This window comes from Haloarcula sp. JP-L23 (assembly GCF_011602445.1).
GTDB lineage: Archaea > Halobacteriota > Halobacteria > Halobacteriales > Haloarculaceae > Haloarcula > Haloarcula pellucida.
Genome location: NZ_CP050014.1, coordinates 1,721,215 through 1,735,670, shown reverse-complemented (window position 1 = coordinate 1,735,670; position 14,456 = coordinate 1,721,215). Strand labels below are relative to the sequence as shown.

16 protein-coding genes and 1 pseudogene are annotated in these 14,456 nt (G+C 65.6%); 10 read left to right on the top strand and 7 right to left on the bottom strand.

The window, feature by feature from the left end:
- Window positions 1-48: 48 nt before the first annotated feature.
- A complete protein-coding gene (locus tag G9465_RS08860; RefSeq protein ID WP_166969091.1) occupies window positions 49-531 on the bottom strand; it encodes a hypothetical protein in 483 nt (160 codons plus the stop codon).
- A gap of 86 nt (window positions 532-617) precedes the next feature.
- On the opposite strand from G9465_RS08860, the gene G9465_RS08855 reads away from it, so the two are divergent.
- The 8 genes from G9465_RS08855 (at window position 618) to G9465_RS08820 (ending at window position 5,804) form a co-directional block, all read left to right on the top strand.
- Complete coding sequence (locus G9465_RS08855) at window positions 618-1,487, top strand: hypothetical protein (protein ID WP_166969089.1); 870 nt, start codon at window positions 618-620, stop codon at window positions 1,485-1,487.
- 61 nt (window positions 1,488-1,548) lie between these two features.
- Window positions 1,549-2,214, top strand: a complete 666-nt coding sequence (locus G9465_RS08850; protein ID WP_166969087.1) for a halocyanin domain-containing protein — start codon at window positions 1,549-1,551, stop codon at window positions 2,212-2,214.
- Window positions 2,214-2,633, top strand: coding sequence for a hypothetical protein (locus G9465_RS08845; protein ID WP_166969085.1), 420 nt, complete (start codon window positions 2,214-2,216; stop codon window positions 2,631-2,633). The genes G9465_RS08850 and G9465_RS08845 overlap by 1 nt, the downstream gene beginning before the upstream one ends.
- Before the next feature lies 1 nt (window position 2,634).
- Window positions 2,635-3,495: a ubiquinol-cytochrome c reductase iron-sulfur subunit gene (locus G9465_RS08840; protein WP_166969083.1), complete on the top strand. Its 861-nt coding sequence runs from the start codon at window positions 2,635-2,637 to the stop codon at window positions 3,493-3,495.
- Between the two features lie 3 nt (window positions 3,496-3,498).
- Window positions 3,499-4,302 carry a cytochrome bc complex cytochrome b subunit gene (locus G9465_RS08835; protein WP_166969081.1) on the top strand — a complete coding sequence of 268 codons (804 nt, stop codon included), beginning with the start codon at window positions 3,499-3,501 and terminating at the stop codon, window positions 4,300-4,302.
- Window positions 4,303-4,306: 4 nt separating this feature from the next.
- The gene (locus G9465_RS08830) at window positions 4,307-5,074 is read left to right on the top strand and encodes a cytochrome bc complex cytochrome b subunit (protein ID WP_166969080.1); all 768 of its coding nucleotides are present in this window, start codon (window positions 4,307-4,309) and stop codon (window positions 5,072-5,074) included.
- A gap of 126 nt (window positions 5,075-5,200) precedes the next feature.
- Window positions 5,201-5,539 (top strand): hypothetical protein, encoded by a 339-nt coding sequence (locus G9465_RS08825; RefSeq protein ID WP_227015764.1) that lies wholly within the window; start codon window positions 5,201-5,203, stop codon window positions 5,537-5,539.
- The gene (locus G9465_RS08820) at window positions 5,532-5,804 is read left to right on the top strand and encodes a hypothetical protein (protein ID WP_166969078.1); all 273 of its coding nucleotides are present in this window, start codon (window positions 5,532-5,534) and stop codon (window positions 5,802-5,804) included. The genes G9465_RS08825 and G9465_RS08820 overlap by 8 nt, the downstream gene beginning before the upstream one ends.
- A gap of 149 nt (window positions 5,805-5,953) precedes the next feature.
- On the opposite strand, the gene G9465_RS08815 is transcribed toward G9465_RS08820, so the two are convergent.
- Genes G9465_RS08815 through G9465_RS08805 form a run of 3 tightly spaced genes read right to left on the bottom strand, consistent with a single transcriptional unit; the run spans window position 5,954 to window position 8,477 of the window.
- A complete protein-coding gene (locus G9465_RS08815; protein WP_166969076.1) occupies window positions 5,954-6,415 on the bottom strand; it encodes a hypothetical protein in 462 nt (153 codons plus the stop codon).
- Window positions 6,416-6,466: 51 nt separating this feature from the next.
- Window positions 6,467-7,186: an NAD(+)/NADH kinase gene (locus G9465_RS08810; protein ID WP_166969074.1), complete on the bottom strand. Its 720-nt coding sequence runs from the start codon at window positions 7,184-7,186 to the stop codon at window positions 6,467-6,469.
- Between the two features lie 55 nt (window positions 7,187-7,241).
- Complete coding sequence (locus G9465_RS08805) at window positions 7,242-8,477, bottom strand: digeranylgeranylglycerophospholipid reductase (protein WP_166969072.1); 1,236 nt, start codon at window positions 8,475-8,477, stop codon at window positions 7,242-7,244.
- A gap of 126 nt (window positions 8,478-8,603) precedes the next feature.
- Here G9465_RS08805 and G9465_RS08800 point away from each other — a divergent pair, with 126 nt between their 5' ends.
- Entirely contained in the window at window positions 8,604-9,758 is a 1,155-nt protein-coding gene (locus G9465_RS08800) for a hypothetical protein (protein WP_166969070.1), read from the top strand.
- Between the two features lie 4 nt (window positions 9,759-9,762).
- On the opposite strand, the pseudogene G9465_RS08795 reads toward G9465_RS08800, so the two are convergent.
- A pseudogene (locus tag G9465_RS08795) lies at window positions 9,763-11,130 on the bottom strand (cryptochrome/photolyase family protein).
- A 385-nt stretch (window positions 11,131-11,515) separates the two neighbouring features.
- On the opposite strand from G9465_RS08795, the gene G9465_RS08790 reads away from it, so the two are divergent.
- Window positions 11,516-11,791: a hypothetical protein gene (locus G9465_RS08790; protein ID WP_166969066.1), complete on the top strand. Its 276-nt coding sequence runs from the start codon at window positions 11,516-11,518 to the stop codon at window positions 11,789-11,791.
- On the opposite strand, the gene G9465_RS08785 is transcribed toward G9465_RS08790, so the two are convergent.
- A complete protein-coding gene (locus G9465_RS08785; RefSeq protein ID WP_166969064.1) occupies window positions 11,788-12,651 on the bottom strand; it encodes a 2-oxoacid:ferredoxin oxidoreductase subunit beta in 864 nt (287 codons plus the stop codon). The genes G9465_RS08790 and G9465_RS08785 overlap by 4 nt on opposite strands.
- Window positions 12,648-14,426 carry a 2-oxoacid:acceptor oxidoreductase subunit alpha gene (locus tag G9465_RS08780; protein WP_166969062.1) on the bottom strand — a complete coding sequence of 593 codons (1,779 nt, stop codon included), beginning with the start codon at window positions 14,424-14,426 and terminating at the stop codon, window positions 12,648-12,650. The genes G9465_RS08785 and G9465_RS08780 overlap by 4 nt, the downstream gene beginning before the upstream one ends.
- Between the last annotated feature and the right edge of the window lie 30 nt (window positions 14,427-14,456).

Here is a 14,456-nt window from a genome sequence, read left to right as displayed (position 1 = left end):
CGGTGTCGACGGTCGGCGGCGTCAAAAAGAGGTGGCGAGCGCTCCATCTCACACGACGTAACGCAGGACGTACCGGGAGACGCCGACGACGTACGCCAGCATCCAGAAGATGACGTACCCGAACACGCCGATCCGGAGGCGTGAGCGCCAGTGGCTCATCTGGTCGCCGCCGATTTCGTCCAGCAACAGGTCCTCGTCGTAGTCGTTGTACAGGTCGTGTTCCCGTTTGGCCCGGAAGATACGGACGATACCGGTGCCGCCGAACAACAGGAGGGCGTAGGCCTGCAAGCCGAGGTAGGCGTGGACCGCGGACAGCCCCCCCAGTTGCTCGGGCAACCGTGGAGCCATCCAGACCAGCATCGGTACCGTCGTCAGGACGAGTCCGGTGACGACGAACTTCAGGTGGTGCAACAGGACGTCCCACGTGACCGGTTCCGTCTCGATGATGTAGTACGCGCCGTAGACGAAACAGGGGAAGCTCAGGCTCACCGACACGAGTACGACAGAGGCCACGACGCCGTCCGACACCATATCGCGGCGTTAGGACAGGACGCGCTAAAACGTGCCGGATACGGAAGGTCAGAAGGCGTAAGTCGGAGGAAACCCTACCCTCGCCAATGGCAGACTCCGACTCGACGTCGCCCGAGGCGGACGCTGACGCGGACAGCGACGCCGACCGGTCGCGGCCCGCACAGGCGGCGAGCGAGGGGCGGGAGACGGACGAGATGGACACCGAGGCGCTCCGCAAACAGGTCGAAGAGAAGTACGACTTCGACGACTTCGGTCCGGCCGACATGGCCGAGATGACCGCCGAGGAGTGGGACGTCGCCTTCGACGAGGACTCGTGGATAACCGGCGACGAACTACTCGACCGAGTGACCCGGGACCTCCGGAACCGCGTCTCGACCCGCGACGTGTTCGCGCGCATCGAGCGCCACCAGACCCCGCCGCGAGTGCTCGCGTACTCCGACGAAGGGTACGCCATCGTCTATCCGGACGGGAGCGTCGAGGGCGAGGGGACGGTGTTGCGGGACGTCAAGCCGACCGTCGCGCTCTGCTCGATGGACTCCTACGACGTGCCCGAGTCGGTGCCGGACAATCCGCTTCCGGACCCCGACGCGGTCCCGGAGGGCGGCGGCGAACTCGGCAACCGGATGTTGCAGGTCATCGCCGGCGCCCAGTTGCTTGCCGGCCTCGGCCTCCTCGCCGGTGGCGTCCTCGCCGTCGCGGGCGTCGTCGGCGGCCCGGGGGCAAACATCGTCGCTCTGTTCGTCGCCGGACTGGCGTTCGTCGGCATCGCGCTGGTCCTCTTTTTCACCGTCGCGAACGCTCGGCTCTCTGATAAGTTCCGGGCCGAGGAGTACCGCGACCGACTCAGAGCGGTCGGCCTCGAAGACGGGGAGCGACCCGACTTCGTTCCCGAGCTAGCCCCCAAGAACGGAGGGGAGAACTCGGAGAACGACGAGACGGACGAAGCCGCGGCGTGACGGTGCCTGCGGGCGGTATCCGGTGGGTTTATACAAACACAGTCCTGACTTCGGGACGTACATGAACAGGCGGGAGTTCGTCCGGACTGCAGGGGGTGCCGCAGGCGCTGCGGCCACCCTCGGCGCCGCCGGCACAGCCGCTGCCCAGGAAGAGGGCGGCGGTGACGGCGGCCAGACAGCACCGGACTACGGCGGCTATCTCGATCAGGTCGGGAACTTCTCCGGCCCCGCGAGCACTGTCGACGCGACTGGACAGGACACTGCCACCGTCGAGGTCGGTGTCAACGCGAACGGCGGGGCCTACGGGTTCGGCCCGCCCGCGATTCACGTCGACAACGGCGCGACCGTCCAGTTCGAGTGGACCGGCGAGGGCGGCGGCCACAACGTCAAGTCCGACGGTGACGGCCCGCTGGACTCCGGATCGACAGTCGCGTCCGCCGGCGTCAACTACGAACACACGTTCGAGAACGACGGTATCTACCCGTACTACTGCGCCCCACACGAGGGGCTGCAGATGAAAGGAGCCATCGTCGTCGGGGAGGACTACCCCACACAGACCATCGGTGGCGGCGGACCCAAGGAGGTCAACCCCCACGAGGCGGGGGTGCCGATTCAGCCCCACTACGTCGGCTTCGGCGCCGGGCTGGCGGTCATCATCCCGCTCATATTCACCTTCTTCCAGTTGAAGTACGGTGAATCGCCGCACACCAGCGGAGGGAACAACTGATGGCATCCGAAGGCTCCACCTACGGCGACATCCATCGGTACGAACCGCCACGCGAGAGTACCGCAGCGGCGGTCGGCATCGTCCTCCTGACGGTCATCCAGATCGTACTCGTCGGGTTGTTCACCTACGGGATGCTCACTGGCTGGGCGTCCGGTATCGGGACGTCGTTGACCGTTCGCCTCATCGAGGCCAACATGTTCCTCGGTGGCGTTCTGACCGCTATCTTCCTCGACCTGGCGTTCATCATGCTCCTGTACCGCAAGGAGTTCCTCCCAGACGTGATGATCGTCAAGAAGCGCCGTCGCAAGTGGGAAGACCTCTACATCCGACAGGAAGACGTCGAGGGCGAGACGCTCGCAGACGAAGAGCAGCTAGTCGAGACAATCAAACGCGCAGTCTACCCCTACTACAAGAAGTAATATGCCACTAGACGAAGACAAGTATCCAGCCGAGACGGGTCGGCGTCGTTTCGTGAAGGGCGTCGTCGGCAGCGCGGCCCTCACCAGCGTCGGTGTCGGTGGGGCCGCCGCCGTCGACGCGACGACGGACGCCGCCGGCGAAGGTGGCGGGACGACGACGTTCGTCGGTGTGGAGAACACCGACGGGCCGGCACCGCGCGGGATGCCCATCATCCCCATCCAGATAGACGGCGGCGAACTGAAGGGCCTCTGGCCCGAGTTCGACTCCGAAGCCGGCGTCGCCATCGCTCGGGACTTCGGCGGTAGCGGCATCGACTACTCCTCGGCTTGGTTCCAGTACTGTGGTATCCAGAGTTCTTCGGGTATCTACCCGCAAGCCGATCGAAACAACGCCTTCCTCAACAGTCCCGGTTCGTTCACCTGGCAGGGCGAAATCGAACAGGGCGCTCCGCTCACCGTCGACATGTTCGAGGACTATCAGGAGTGGGGCAACGGCATCGGGAAGACCGGCCTCGGGAAACCGGCGAGCGCCAACTGGCGCGACGGCGATGGCGGCGGCGTCCCGGTACAGCTGATCCGGTCCGTCGAAGTCGAGAAGATGGCAAACGGTGAGGGCAAGTACGGTGACCTCCCGAACAACGTCCAGAGCTTCATCTCGGAGGCCACACAGGACGGGTTCATCGCCTGGCTCAACAAGTGTACGCACTTCTGCTGTGTCCCCGGTTTCAAGACACAGGAAGGGAGTGCGAACTTCGGCGCCGAAGACAGAATCTACTGCCAGTGCCACCAGTCGGTGTACAACCCGTTCAGCCCGGTCCAGAAACAGTTCGTGGCGCTTCCACGCCCGCCACAGGAGGGCTAACCCATGAGCTTAGAACGCAAAGACGAACACGACCACAAAGGCTGGATGGAATCGCGCGAGCTGTCACCACTCGAATCGATATACCTGACCACGCTCATCTGGCTCGATAAGCGCCTGCGCGTCGTTGACTACCTCGAGATTCTCGAGGACCTGTACTACAAGGTCAACATGCAGATGCCGAAGAGCCACACTGAACAGTACAACCTCGACAACAAGTTCTGGTACTGGTACCCACTGTACGCGCTCGGGTCGTTCTCCACCATCGCGTACGTTGTGGCTGCCATCTCCGGCGCGTTGCTCGGGTTCTACTACGCCCCGGCCGCAGCGGCCGCCGACGGGTCGCCGACCGTGGCCTACGACTCGGTGATGCTCATCATGGGCCAGTTGAACCTCGGGTACTTCCTGCGCTCGGTCCACCGCTGGGCCGCGCAGGTCATGGTCGCGGCGGTGTTCCTCCACATGCTCCGTGTGTACTTCACGGGCGCGTACAAGGAGCCCCGTGAGCTCAACTGGCTCATCGGCATCATCCTCATCTCGCTGACGCTGGTGTTCGGGTACACGGGCTACCTGCTCCCGTGGAGCCAGCTATCGTTCTGGGCCGGCCAGATCGGCGTCGAGATGTCACTGTCCATCCCACTCATCGGCGAGTGGGTCGCACAGCTGATGTTCGGAGGGTTCACCCTCTCGCAGGCCACGCTACAGCGGATGTACATCCTGCACGTGTTCTTCCTCCCGTTCATCACGACGGCACTGATCGCCGTCCACATCGGCATCGTCTGGATGCAGGGCATCGCGGAACCACACTGATACAATGAGCACCAACGACACAGACGACGAGGTTCGCACAGACGGCTCGGGCGGCGGTATCGTCGCGCCTGACGACGAGACGCCGACGTGGTCCGAGCGCAAACAGCGGTCACAGGGCCTCTCACGACTCACCTACGAGTACTTCGAGCGGGCCCGTCGTGAGGATCAGGACCTGCGCCAGCAGTCTGACTACGTCGAACGCGACGTCCTCGCGTTCCCGGCGTGGCCCCACGAGATGATTCGGAACCTCGCTCTGACGAGCTTCTTCGTCGGGATGATCCTGTTTCTCGCGGCGACGCTCCCGCCAGAGATGCCGAACCCGGCGAACTCCGCGGTGACGCCGGCCATCATCCTGCCGGACTGGTACCTCTACTGGTCCTTTGGCCTGCTCAAGCTCGGGCCGCTGAACCCCGACCTCTCGATACTGGGCGGACAGAAGCTGATGGCCGACCGAACGTACGGCGTACTGGCCAACGTGGTCGTCGTCGGCTTCGTCGCCATCGTGCCCTTCATCAACAAGGGGTCGGCGCGACGACCGGTCGAGCAGCCCTTCTGGGCCGCCGTCGGGATGTCCGGCGTCATCTTCAGTCTGACCATCGCCGCGCTGTCCATCAAGAACCTCATCCCGATGGACTCGCACCTGCTGTTCGACCTGACGTTCCTCGTCCCCATCGTCAGCGCCACCATCACCTACGCGGTGCTGAAGACGATGCGCGAGGGCTACATGTTCGACCTCAACCGCCGGTACTACCGGCTCCGACCGCCGAAGTAACTCGTCGCCGTTTTCTCCCGCCTTCGTCCCGACGTGACTGCGCTTCGAGAGCGGTCGCCGTCTCCATCGCCGACCGACTTGCCCCGTCTCGCCGCAGTAAAGTACCTCGCGTCCCTAGCTATCGTGATGACCGAGGACCAGTCGGGCGTGCCGACGACAGAGGCCGAGACCACGGAGGACGCCGGGCGGTCCCGGGAGGTCGTGGTCCCGCTTCGCGTCTACAAGACCGTCACGGTGTTCTCGACGCTCATCGCGGTTTTCAGCGTCGTCGGTGGGTTCATCCTAGTCGACGTCGCGACCAACCGAGCGTCGGCACCCGCCTCGGAGATAGACGTCCCGGTGGCTATCGCCGGCATCGGCCTCATCCTATTGGGCACCGTGGTCTATGCCTTCTCGACGCGATTTCGCACCGAAGAGATGGGAAAGTCTAAAGACGACGCTGACGAACTGTCCGATAATGGCTGACGAGTTCATCAAAGGGTTCGCCGCGCTGATGGTCGGCGGACTCGGCTGGATGACCATCGCGGGCTGGTACCGAACACCGAGTTTTGAGGGCGCGCAACTCATCGGCGAACTGCCCCCGGCGGAGACGCGGACGGTGTTCGACAACATGGCCATCGCCATGATGGACGTGTTCTTCTGGTTCGCCGTCCTCGGCTGTCTCACCTTCTGGGTCCTCATCCCGCTGTTCGAGGGGGCCCGCAACTACTTCAGCGAGCGTTCGGCCTGAGGCGATACTTCTCCCCGTTGTCGACACGTCGAGTAGCAGCGGCTACAGTCGGCTGCTGTGGCGAGTCGTCCGGCAGCGTCGGTGCCGTCTGACGATACGTAGCGCGACCGCTGGCGAGCGAGGAAAGCGCGGAGAACGCTGTCGGCCCGTCAGACGATGGCGGACCAGGGGCCCTTGATGACCCAGAAGAGGCTCTGGTAACCGGCATAGAGGAAGGCCACCATCGCGGCGACCAGTGCGCCCTTCGGTCGTTCGAGGGTGAGGTCACGGCGCGCTTCGACCTTGCGGGACTCGAACTCGAAGAAGTCGGTAATGACCACGCCGAGGACGAGCACCGACAGGACCATCCCGCCGTGGTGAGCGAGAGTCAGGTAGTAGAACGACGTGACGACCAACAGAACGTTGCTCACGACGTGGACCGGATGCCGACTGATGGCCTCGGCCCCACCGTCATCGTACTGAGCGGTGTAGCGTCTGTGTGCCAGCATACGCGTCCCGAAGTTGGCGACCACCAGCGCGAGGAGGACGTACTCGACGAGGAGCACGCCACCGGGACCGGTGGTCCCCATGATGGTGTCCAGTGGCCCGAAGAGGGTGACGGATGGCTGCATACGCAATCCTCTGTCCGAGGGCCATTAGTGTCTTTCCAATCTCAGCAGGAATCAGGCGAAGCGGGACCGGCTCTCGGTGACGACGGCGACCCGCATCGTCCCGGTCCGCGAGATGGAGATCGTCTGTCCGCAGGCGACGGTACCCTCGTCGACACCGTCGACGTACAGCGCAACGGTCGCCTCGTCGCGTTCGACAGAGACGGTGAGGTCGTCCAGCGGGAGTACCCAGTGGTCGGGGTTCGTCGCGAATGGCGCGATTGGCGCAGTGACGCCGACCGCTCCCTCCGGTCCCAGCACCGGACCGCCGACCCGGCGGGCGTACTCCGGCGACCCGGCGGGCGTCGCGATAGTGACGCCGTCAGCGCGGAACTGGCCGACTGAATCCGTCGGCGTCGCTACTGCGTACTCGGAGATCCGGGCGGCGTCTGCGGTGACGGCAGTCACGTCCCACACCGCCTTCCCGACCGTGTCGCCGGCGGTCGTGACCGACACGACGGGATGTCGCTCTACCTGGGCGTCGTCCATGGCTCGGACGGCCGCGAGAACGGCGTCCCGTGTCACCGATCTGACGCCGCGCCCGGCGGCGACGGGGAGCAACAGCGGGTCGTGGCCGCTCGTCCCGACCCCACTCACGGCCGTCTGGCCGACGGCGACGACCCGGTCGGTACTCGGCGGGTCCGCCGGCGACCCCGTCACGACGGAGACGCCGACGTCGCGGAGGCGGTCGGCGACGGCCTCGTCTCCGACGACACCGAGCGCGCTGTCGCTCATTGTCAGAGGGTTCGACCGGCCGGAGAAAAAGTTGCCGCACCGGATTCGCCTGCCATCAGCTCGTCAGGCGCCGGCGGGCGTATCTGGCCAACAGCGGGACGTCAGAGAGGTGCGTGAGCTTCGCGATGGCCCGACGGTCGCCGTTGTTTATCTGCGTGAGCGTATCGTCGTCGGTCCGCCGGAGGTCGGCCATCAACTGGTCGTATCGCTCGTTCGGCGCGAGATACAGCAGTTCGGTCATCATCAGGCGCGAGGATTGCTTCGGGGCGACCTGACTGTGCCACAGTTGGTCGTAGACCGACAGCGACTCGGCGGAGGTGTCCGGCGTCTCGGGTGTCAGCGCCGCGTCGACGGTTGCAGCGGCGGCCCGGGCGGACTTCATGCCCTTGTGGATGCCTTCGCCCCACAGCGGGTCGATAGTCGGGACGGTGTCACCGATAGCCATGAAGTTGTCCGTGCTGAGCGACTTCGGCGGCTGGATGTGGGCGGACCCGCGGTGGGCCTGCGTGCCCTCGATCTTCTCGGCGTCCTCGAATCGCGGGTCCGTATCGAGCCAGTAGTCGAGATAGTCGTCGATGCCCATGCCGTCTTTGGCGTACTCGTGGTGAGACGCGTTCTGGATGTAACAGAGGCCGACCTTGGCGGTGTCCTCGCCGGTGTGAAAAATCCACGAGTAGCCGCCGGGCGCGAGGTCGTGGTCCAGTCGGAGCATCATCGCGTCCCGCAGGTCGGCGTAGCCGTCGTGGTTCAGGTCCACGTTCTCGAACTCGTACTCGATGCCGATGGCCTGATGGTCGCGCTTGAGGTCACAGACGCCGAGTTTCTTCGCCAGCGGCGCCGCCGGTCCGGTCGCGTCGATGACGATGTCGGCATAGACCTCTTCGTCGCCGTCGTAGCGGACGCCGACGACTTCGCCGTCCTCCATGATGGGGGCCGACACCCGCGAGTCAAAGCGGTAGGTCGCTCCCTTCTTACGGCTGTCACGGACGAGGAAGCGTTTGAAGTCGGCGAACTCCAGGACGGCCCCGGTCTGGGTTCGGACGTAGTGGTCGTTCGGGGATTCGAGGACCACCTCGTCCGTGTACTGCATGACCACCTCGTCCGGGATGGCAAAAGAGGTCATCGCGGAGGGGAAGGTTCCGGCGGTGGACTTGTTGCTCTGACGCGGGAACTCCGATTCCTGCTCGGTCTCGAGTACCAGCACGTCGTAGTTCCGCTCGGCCAGGTCGCGAGCACACTGCCCGCCAGCGGGCCCGGCCCCGGCTATCACCACGTCAAAGCGGTCGCGCATGATTGTGGGTTACTCGTGTGCGTAATCAGTCTTGCTTTATCCACTTCCGACCCGAAGCAAGCGCCGCCTCTCGAAAGGGTAAAGGAGCCACCAACCACACCAGTTGCCAGACGCGGGAGACGATACATGGTTCTCAAGACAGGTGCTGGCGTACTCGCCGATAGGCCGAGGTTACCGACCGCCGTTCGGTCGGTGCTGGGGTACTACGCCGACTCGGGCGTGTTCGACTACGCTAGCCTCGCACTCAAGTCCGAAATCGACGACCGAACCGAGCGGATGATGGCCGACGTCTACGACCGCGTCGAGACCGCGCTCGAAGCGGAGTTCGGTCAGCCAGTGTCCTTTAAGTACGACACCAAACTCATCCTGCCCGCGCAGTTGACGCTTGGCTACGTCTACCGCGAGGCAAGACGGGCAGCCGACGGCGACCCCGTCACCGAGGAGATAGCGACTGGCGTTCCGCCCGTCGAGAGCGCGGCGCTGAGCGGCGACACGCCGGACCTCTCGCCCCGCGAGATGGTCGTCCGGGCCGAGCAGATGACCCGGCTCTCTATCGAGGCGCTGGTCGACGGCGACATGCGTGATGCCATCAACGACGACGAGTTCGAGGACTTCGAGACGGACGTGGACGTCGACCCCCGACGGGTCGCCGAGACGGCACAGGCGGCACTCCAGTCCCACCTCGACGGCCTCTTAGACGAGATGCCGTCCATCGTCGCCGATGCCTACCAGTGGGCCGTCGACTACTCCGAGGCCCATCAGGACCGGGACGAGCACTTCCGGGCACTGCTGGAAGCGGCCGAAGACGGCAACGAGGACGCACGTGAGGCCATCCGCGAGGAGTACAAGTTCGCCGACTACGAGGAGGAACCGGCGACGCTCACCGACGCCGAGAAGGACCTCCCCTACAGCAAGACCCAGTACGCCCGCGTCGGCGTCATCTACGACGGCATGCTGGACCTCTACCGGCTGGCCGGCATCGACGTCGACGACGACTTCGCGAAGGCCATCGTACTGGCCATCATCGGCGCGCAGGTGTGGCTCGACGACGTGGACGACTACGCCGACGACCGCGCCGAGGGGCAGTTGACGCCGGTGACCGCCGAGTACGTCCTCGCGCCGGACGACCGGGCGGCCTACAACCGCGTCGTCGACGTCACCGAGCAGTATCTGGACCTCGCGAAGGCCTACGCCACCGACGCCGACTCGCCGCTGACCGGCATCGCCGTCGAGTACATCTACCGCTCGGGGGACCCGAGCGTGTTGCCGGGCTACCACTGACCGGCTATCGCTTGCCGAGCGCCCGCTCGAACACCCGCTGGGCGCGCTCGTAGGCGGCGTTTCGGTCCACGATGGGGTGTGGGTAGTCTGGAGCCAGTTCCTCGCGTTCGGCGTCGGAGAGGGTCGGCCAGTCGACGATTTTCGAGGCCGGGACCCCGCGTAGTTCGGGGACGTACTCGGTGACGTAGTCGGCGCCGTCGTCGTACTTGCTCATCTGGGCCACCGGGTCGAAGATGCGCACGTCGACGGAGTCCGTGCCGGTGGAGGCGGTCCACTGCCACCCGGCGGCGTTTGCGGCCGGGTCGTGGTCGAGGAGCCGGTCGGCGAAGTGGCGGGCACCCACCCGCCAGTCGACCAGCAGGTGTTTCGTGAGAAAGGAGGCGACGTTCTGTCGGGGGCGGTTGTGGACGTACCCCTCGCGTTCGAGCTGGCGCATGCCGGCGTCGACCAGCGAGTAGCCCGTCTCGCCGCGTTTCCACGCCGCGACGTGGTCGGGGTCGTTCTCCCACTCGATGGCGTTGGGGAACTGCTTGTAGTTCTCCGTCAGCAGCGTCGGAGTGTAGTACAGCAGGTGGTAGCTCTGCTCGCGCCACGAGAGTTCGTAGCGGTACTTCTGGACGTTGCGCCGGGCGTCGCCGGTGGCCGCCGCGTGGCGCTCGCTGGCGTCGCGCCACAGTTCCCGGATACCGACCATCCCGGCGGCGAGGTACGGCGACATCCGCGAGACGGCCCCGACCGGGCGCTCGACGGCCGCCCGCATGTCGTCGCGGGTGTCGGCGTAGGTGTCGATGCCGTCGGCGAGAAAGCGCTCCCAGCGCTCGCGGGCGGCCTCGTACCCGCGTCGGGAGGTCGATGTCGGCCTCGATATCGGGGCCGTCTTCGGGTCCGAGAAGTCGGCCAGCGAGTCGTCGTCGGCCACCTCGACCGGCGGGCGTTTGTCGTGGGCCTGCCAGTCGTCGTAGAAGCGGCTGTGGTTCTCGTAGCGGGCGTCCAGTCCCGCCGGGTCCACGAGGACGAGGTCGGTCACCGACGCCGTCGGGAGCGCGTCGTCCACCCGGCGCTGGCGGTTACGGCGCGCCGGTCGGTAGTGTTCGTTGTAGTAGACGCGGTCGGTGCCGAACTCGTCGAGGACCGTCGAGAGCACCTCGGCGGCCGGGCCCGTCCGGACCAGAAGGTCGCTGCCGCGTCGGCGGTACGCGCGTTTCAGCTCCCGGAGGCCGGCCATCCAGAAGGCCCGCTGGCGGGTCCCGACCGCACTCAGAACGTCCGAGTCGACGACGTAGACCGGGAGGACGGTGTCGTCGCCGGCGGCGACCGCCAGCCCCCGGTTGTCCGGGATGCGGAGGTCACGCTGGTGCCAGAAGACGTGCATACCGGACGTAGGGCACGCCCGGATATGGCTTCGGTCCCAACGCTGTTGGGTGTGTCACCCGTCCTCCCGGGACCAGAGATAGGCCTCGACGACCCGGAGTTCCTCGTCCACCCGCAGGGTCAGCGTCTCGCCCCCGTGGTCGAAGGTGAGCCGAGCGTCCGCAGGACCTTCAGGCGCGTCTCGTTCCCGAGGACGGCGAACGCCTCGTCGGGCGCCAGCGGCTCGCTGTCGTCGGACATGTCACCGGCTACGAACTACGGGGCGGTAAATCGCAGTCACAGCGCGGTGAAACCTCCGCGGGAGTTACAGAAGGGAGCTTCGGCAAGCGAGTTTACAGAAATATCCGTCAGATTATACTTTTCTGGGCGGGCGTCCATCGTCACGTATGCGCCATCCATTCGACGCCGACGACCGACAGTCGCTGCACGCCCGCCCGACTCTCCGCGGGAGCGTCGGCCTCACGGTGGTGCTCGCGGCCGCGCTCGTCGCGGTCAGTCACCCGCTGCCGACGCTGGCGGTCGGACTCGCAACTGCGGTGGTGCTGTCGACTGCCAGACTGCTGGCCGGGGGCGACGCCGGGGCGCGTCGCCCGGGCCGGTGGTTCGAGGGCCGTGCCGGCCCCGACCGACCGGACCGCGACGGGGTTGACACCCCCGACTAGTAGAACTCTCGCACCAGGTCCATCGCGCCCTCGGGGGCGCCGTCGGGAATCTCGGCCATCGAGCCCTCGACGCCCTCACGCTTCTCGAAGGGCACCGAGTCTTCGTCCTGGTAGAGCACGCCCATGTACTCCTTGTCGCTCTCCAGAATCTTGTCCTTGGCCTGGTCGCGGTTGTTCGAGTCGTGGTCCGTCTCGCCTAGGTCCACGATGGTATCGCGGAAGTAGTCGTAGGTGTCGACGTCGTTGAACGTCACGCAGGGGCTATAGACGTTGACGAAGCCGAAGCCGTCGTGTTCGATGGCCTGCTGGACGATTTCGGCGTGACGCTGGGAGTTCGAGCTAAAGGACTGGGCGATGAACGTCGCGCCCGAGGCCAGCGCCAGTGCCTTCGGATTGACCGGAGGCTGTTGGGGCCCGTCGGGGGTGGTACCCGTCTCGAAGTCCTCGCGCGAGGTCGGCGAGGCCTGCCCCTTCGTCAGCCCGTAGATGCGGTTGTCCATCACGACGTAGCTCATGTCGACGTTCCGGCGCACCGCGTGAATGAAGTGGCCGGCACCGATGGAGTAGCCGTCGCCGTCGCCGCCGGCGACCATCACTTCGAGGTCGGGATTGGCCATCTTCACGCCGATGCCCACCGGCAGGGCGCGGCCGTGGACGCCGTGCAGCGCGTAGCTGTGCATGTACGTCCCGATTTTCCCGGAACAGCCGATGCCGGCGACCACGAACGTGTTGTCCGGGTCGTTGCCCGTCTCGGCCAGCGCCTTCATCATGCCGTTCATCGTCCCGAAGTCCCCACAGCCGGGACACCACGTCGGTTGCTTGTCGGACTTGAAGTCTGTGAATCGAACGTCTGAGCTCATTCTGCTTCGACCTCCGTTGTCGTGCCCGCGTCACCAGCGAGCGTCTGTTTGATCTCGTCTGCCAGCTCGTCCGCCTTGAATCGGACGCCGGTGTACTTGTTGATGCGGTCGACGCGCTCTAAGACGTCGTGTTCGATGACGTCCGCGAACTGGCCTGTGGCGTTACATTCGACGACGATGACGTCGTCGGCCGCTTCGACCTCCTCTGTGAGGTCCGGGCGTGGGAAGATGTACGGCACCGAGATGAAGCGGATGTCGTAGCCGTCTTCCGCTAAGAACTCCAGTCCCTCGCGCATCGCGCCCTCGTTGGACCCCCACGAGATGACCAGCGTGTCGGCGTCTGGGTCGCCGTACTCGCGGTAGTCGAAGTCCTCCTCCTCGCGGGCGGTCTGGACCTTCCGTTCGCGCTTGTCGACCTGTTCGACGCGAACCTCGGTGTCCTCGGTCCGCCGGCCCAGTTCGTCGTGTTCGAGGCCGGTCGTCATGTGTGCGCCGTCGGTGGTGCCGGGGAACGCCCGCGGCGAGATGCCGTCGGCGGCGGGGAAGTGCGCCTGGAAGCGGCCCTTCTCGTCGAGCCACGCGTCGATGTCGTTCTCGTCGACGACCTTGCCGCGGTCGACCTCGACCTCGTCCATGTCGAAGGCCTCCGGCGGGAACGTCTGTTCGGTGACCGCCATCGCGAGGTCCGAGACGAGGAACACCGGCGTCTGGTACTTCTCGGCGAGGTTGAACGCCTCGACGGTCTTCCAGAAGCACTCGGAGATGTTCGTCGGCGCGACGACGAACCGCGGAATCTCGCCGTGGCCGCCGTACAGCGTCATGTTGAGGTCGCCCTGTTCCTGTTTCGTGGGCATCCCCGTCGAGGGACCCGAGCGCATCACGTCACAGATGACCATCGGCGTCTCGCTGGTGGCGACGAGACCGAACGTCTCGGTCATCAGGTCGATGCCCGGCCCGGAGGTAGCGGTCATGGCTCGCGCCCCGGCGCGGGCCGCACCCATCGTCATGTTGATAGCCGAGAGTTCGTCTTCGGCCTGAACGACCTTGCCGCCGAACTGGTCGATACGGCCGGTGAGGTACTCCATCACGTCCGTGGCCGGTGTGATGGGGTAGCCGGCGTAGAACCGACAGCCAGCGGCGATGGCGCCCATGCCGATGGCCTCGTCCCCGTTCAGCAGGACGTAGTCCTCGTCGGTCGTTTCGAGGTCGTAGCCGAACTCGTGGTCGAACTCCTCTTGGACGTACTCCTGACCCATCCGAGCGGCCTGCTTGTTGTTCTCGACGATGGCCTCGCCCTTGTCGCCGAAGCGCTTCTGGAGGCTCTCGTCTAGGTTCTCGATGGGGAAGTTCGTCACTTCGCAGGCCGCGCCCAGCGCGACGACGTTGAGCATGATGGCCCCACCCGCGTCCTCCGCGAGGCGCTTGAGCGGGACTTCCAGCGCCGTGGCGTCGCCGGGCACCTCGACGTCCTGCATCGTGGTGCGCTCGCCGTCGTAGATGATGACGGAGTCGTCGTGCAGTTCGTCCTCGTTCTCGTGGATGGTGCGCTCGGTCAGCGCGATGAGGATGTCGAGGCGGTCGACGACGCTTTCGACGCGGTCCACCGAGGTCCGAACTTTGTACGCGGTGTACCCGCCGCGAATCCGTGAGGCGAAGTCTTTCGACGTGAAGACGTGTCGACCGGCCCGGGAGAGCGCCTGTGCGAATATCTTCCCGGTCGAGTCGATTCCATCGCCGGCCTCCCCGCCGATGGCCCAGTTGAGGTCGTCTGGCATACTACCGCATGGGTAGCAAACCGGGGGTGA

What these genes read in the sequence shown, in the direction of transcription:
- G9465_RS08860 (WP_166969091.1), bottom strand. Translation starts at nt 531, where the DNA reads ATGGTGTCGGACGGCGTCGTGGCCTCTGTCGTACTCGTGTCGGTGAGC.
- G9465_RS08855 (WP_166969089.1), top strand. Translation starts at nt 618, where the DNA reads ATGGCAGACTCCGACTCGACGTCGCCCGAGGCGGACGCTGACGCGGAC.
- G9465_RS08850 (WP_166969087.1), top strand. Translation starts at nt 1,549, where the DNA reads ATGAACAGGCGGGAGTTCGTCCGGACTGCAGGGGGTGCCGCAGGCGCT.
- G9465_RS08845 (WP_166969085.1), top strand. Translation starts at nt 2,214, where the DNA reads ATGGCATCCGAAGGCTCCACCTACGGCGACATCCATCGGTACGAACCG.
- G9465_RS08840 (WP_166969083.1), top strand. Translation starts at nt 2,635, where the DNA reads ATGCCACTAGACGAAGACAAGTATCCAGCCGAGACGGGTCGGCGTCGT.
- G9465_RS08835 (WP_166969081.1), top strand. Translation starts at nt 3,499, where the DNA reads ATGAGCTTAGAACGCAAAGACGAACACGACCACAAAGGCTGGATGGAA.
- G9465_RS08830 (WP_166969080.1), top strand. Translation starts at nt 4,307, where the DNA reads ATGAGCACCAACGACACAGACGACGAGGTTCGCACAGACGGCTCGGGC.
- G9465_RS08825 (WP_227015764.1), top strand. Translation starts at nt 5,201, where the DNA reads ATGACCGAGGACCAGTCGGGCGTGCCGACGACAGAGGCCGAGACCACG.
- G9465_RS08820 (WP_166969078.1), top strand. Translation starts at nt 5,532, where the DNA reads ATGGCTGACGAGTTCATCAAAGGGTTCGCCGCGCTGATGGTCGGCGGA.
- G9465_RS08815 (WP_166969076.1), bottom strand. Translation starts at nt 6,415, where the DNA reads ATGCAGCCATCCGTCACCCTCTTCGGGCCACTGGACACCATCATGGGG.
- G9465_RS08810 (WP_166969074.1), bottom strand. Translation starts at nt 7,186, where the DNA reads ATGAGCGACAGCGCGCTCGGTGTCGTCGGAGACGAGGCCGTCGCCGAC.
- G9465_RS08805 (WP_166969072.1), bottom strand. Translation starts at nt 8,477, where the DNA reads ATGCGCGACCGCTTTGACGTGGTGATAGCCGGGGCCGGGCCCGCTGGC.
- G9465_RS08800 (WP_166969070.1), top strand. Translation starts at nt 8,604, where the DNA reads ATGGTTCTCAAGACAGGTGCTGGCGTACTCGCCGATAGGCCGAGGTTA.
- G9465_RS08790 (WP_166969066.1), top strand. Translation starts at nt 11,516, where the DNA reads ATGCGCCATCCATTCGACGCCGACGACCGACAGTCGCTGCACGCCCGC.
- G9465_RS08785 (WP_166969064.1), bottom strand. Translation starts at nt 12,651, where the DNA reads ATGAGCTCAGACGTTCGATTCACAGACTTCAAGTCCGACAAGCAACCG.
- G9465_RS08780 (WP_166969062.1), bottom strand. Translation starts at nt 14,426, where the DNA reads ATGCCAGACGACCTCAACTGGGCCATCGGCGGGGAGGCCGGCGATGGA.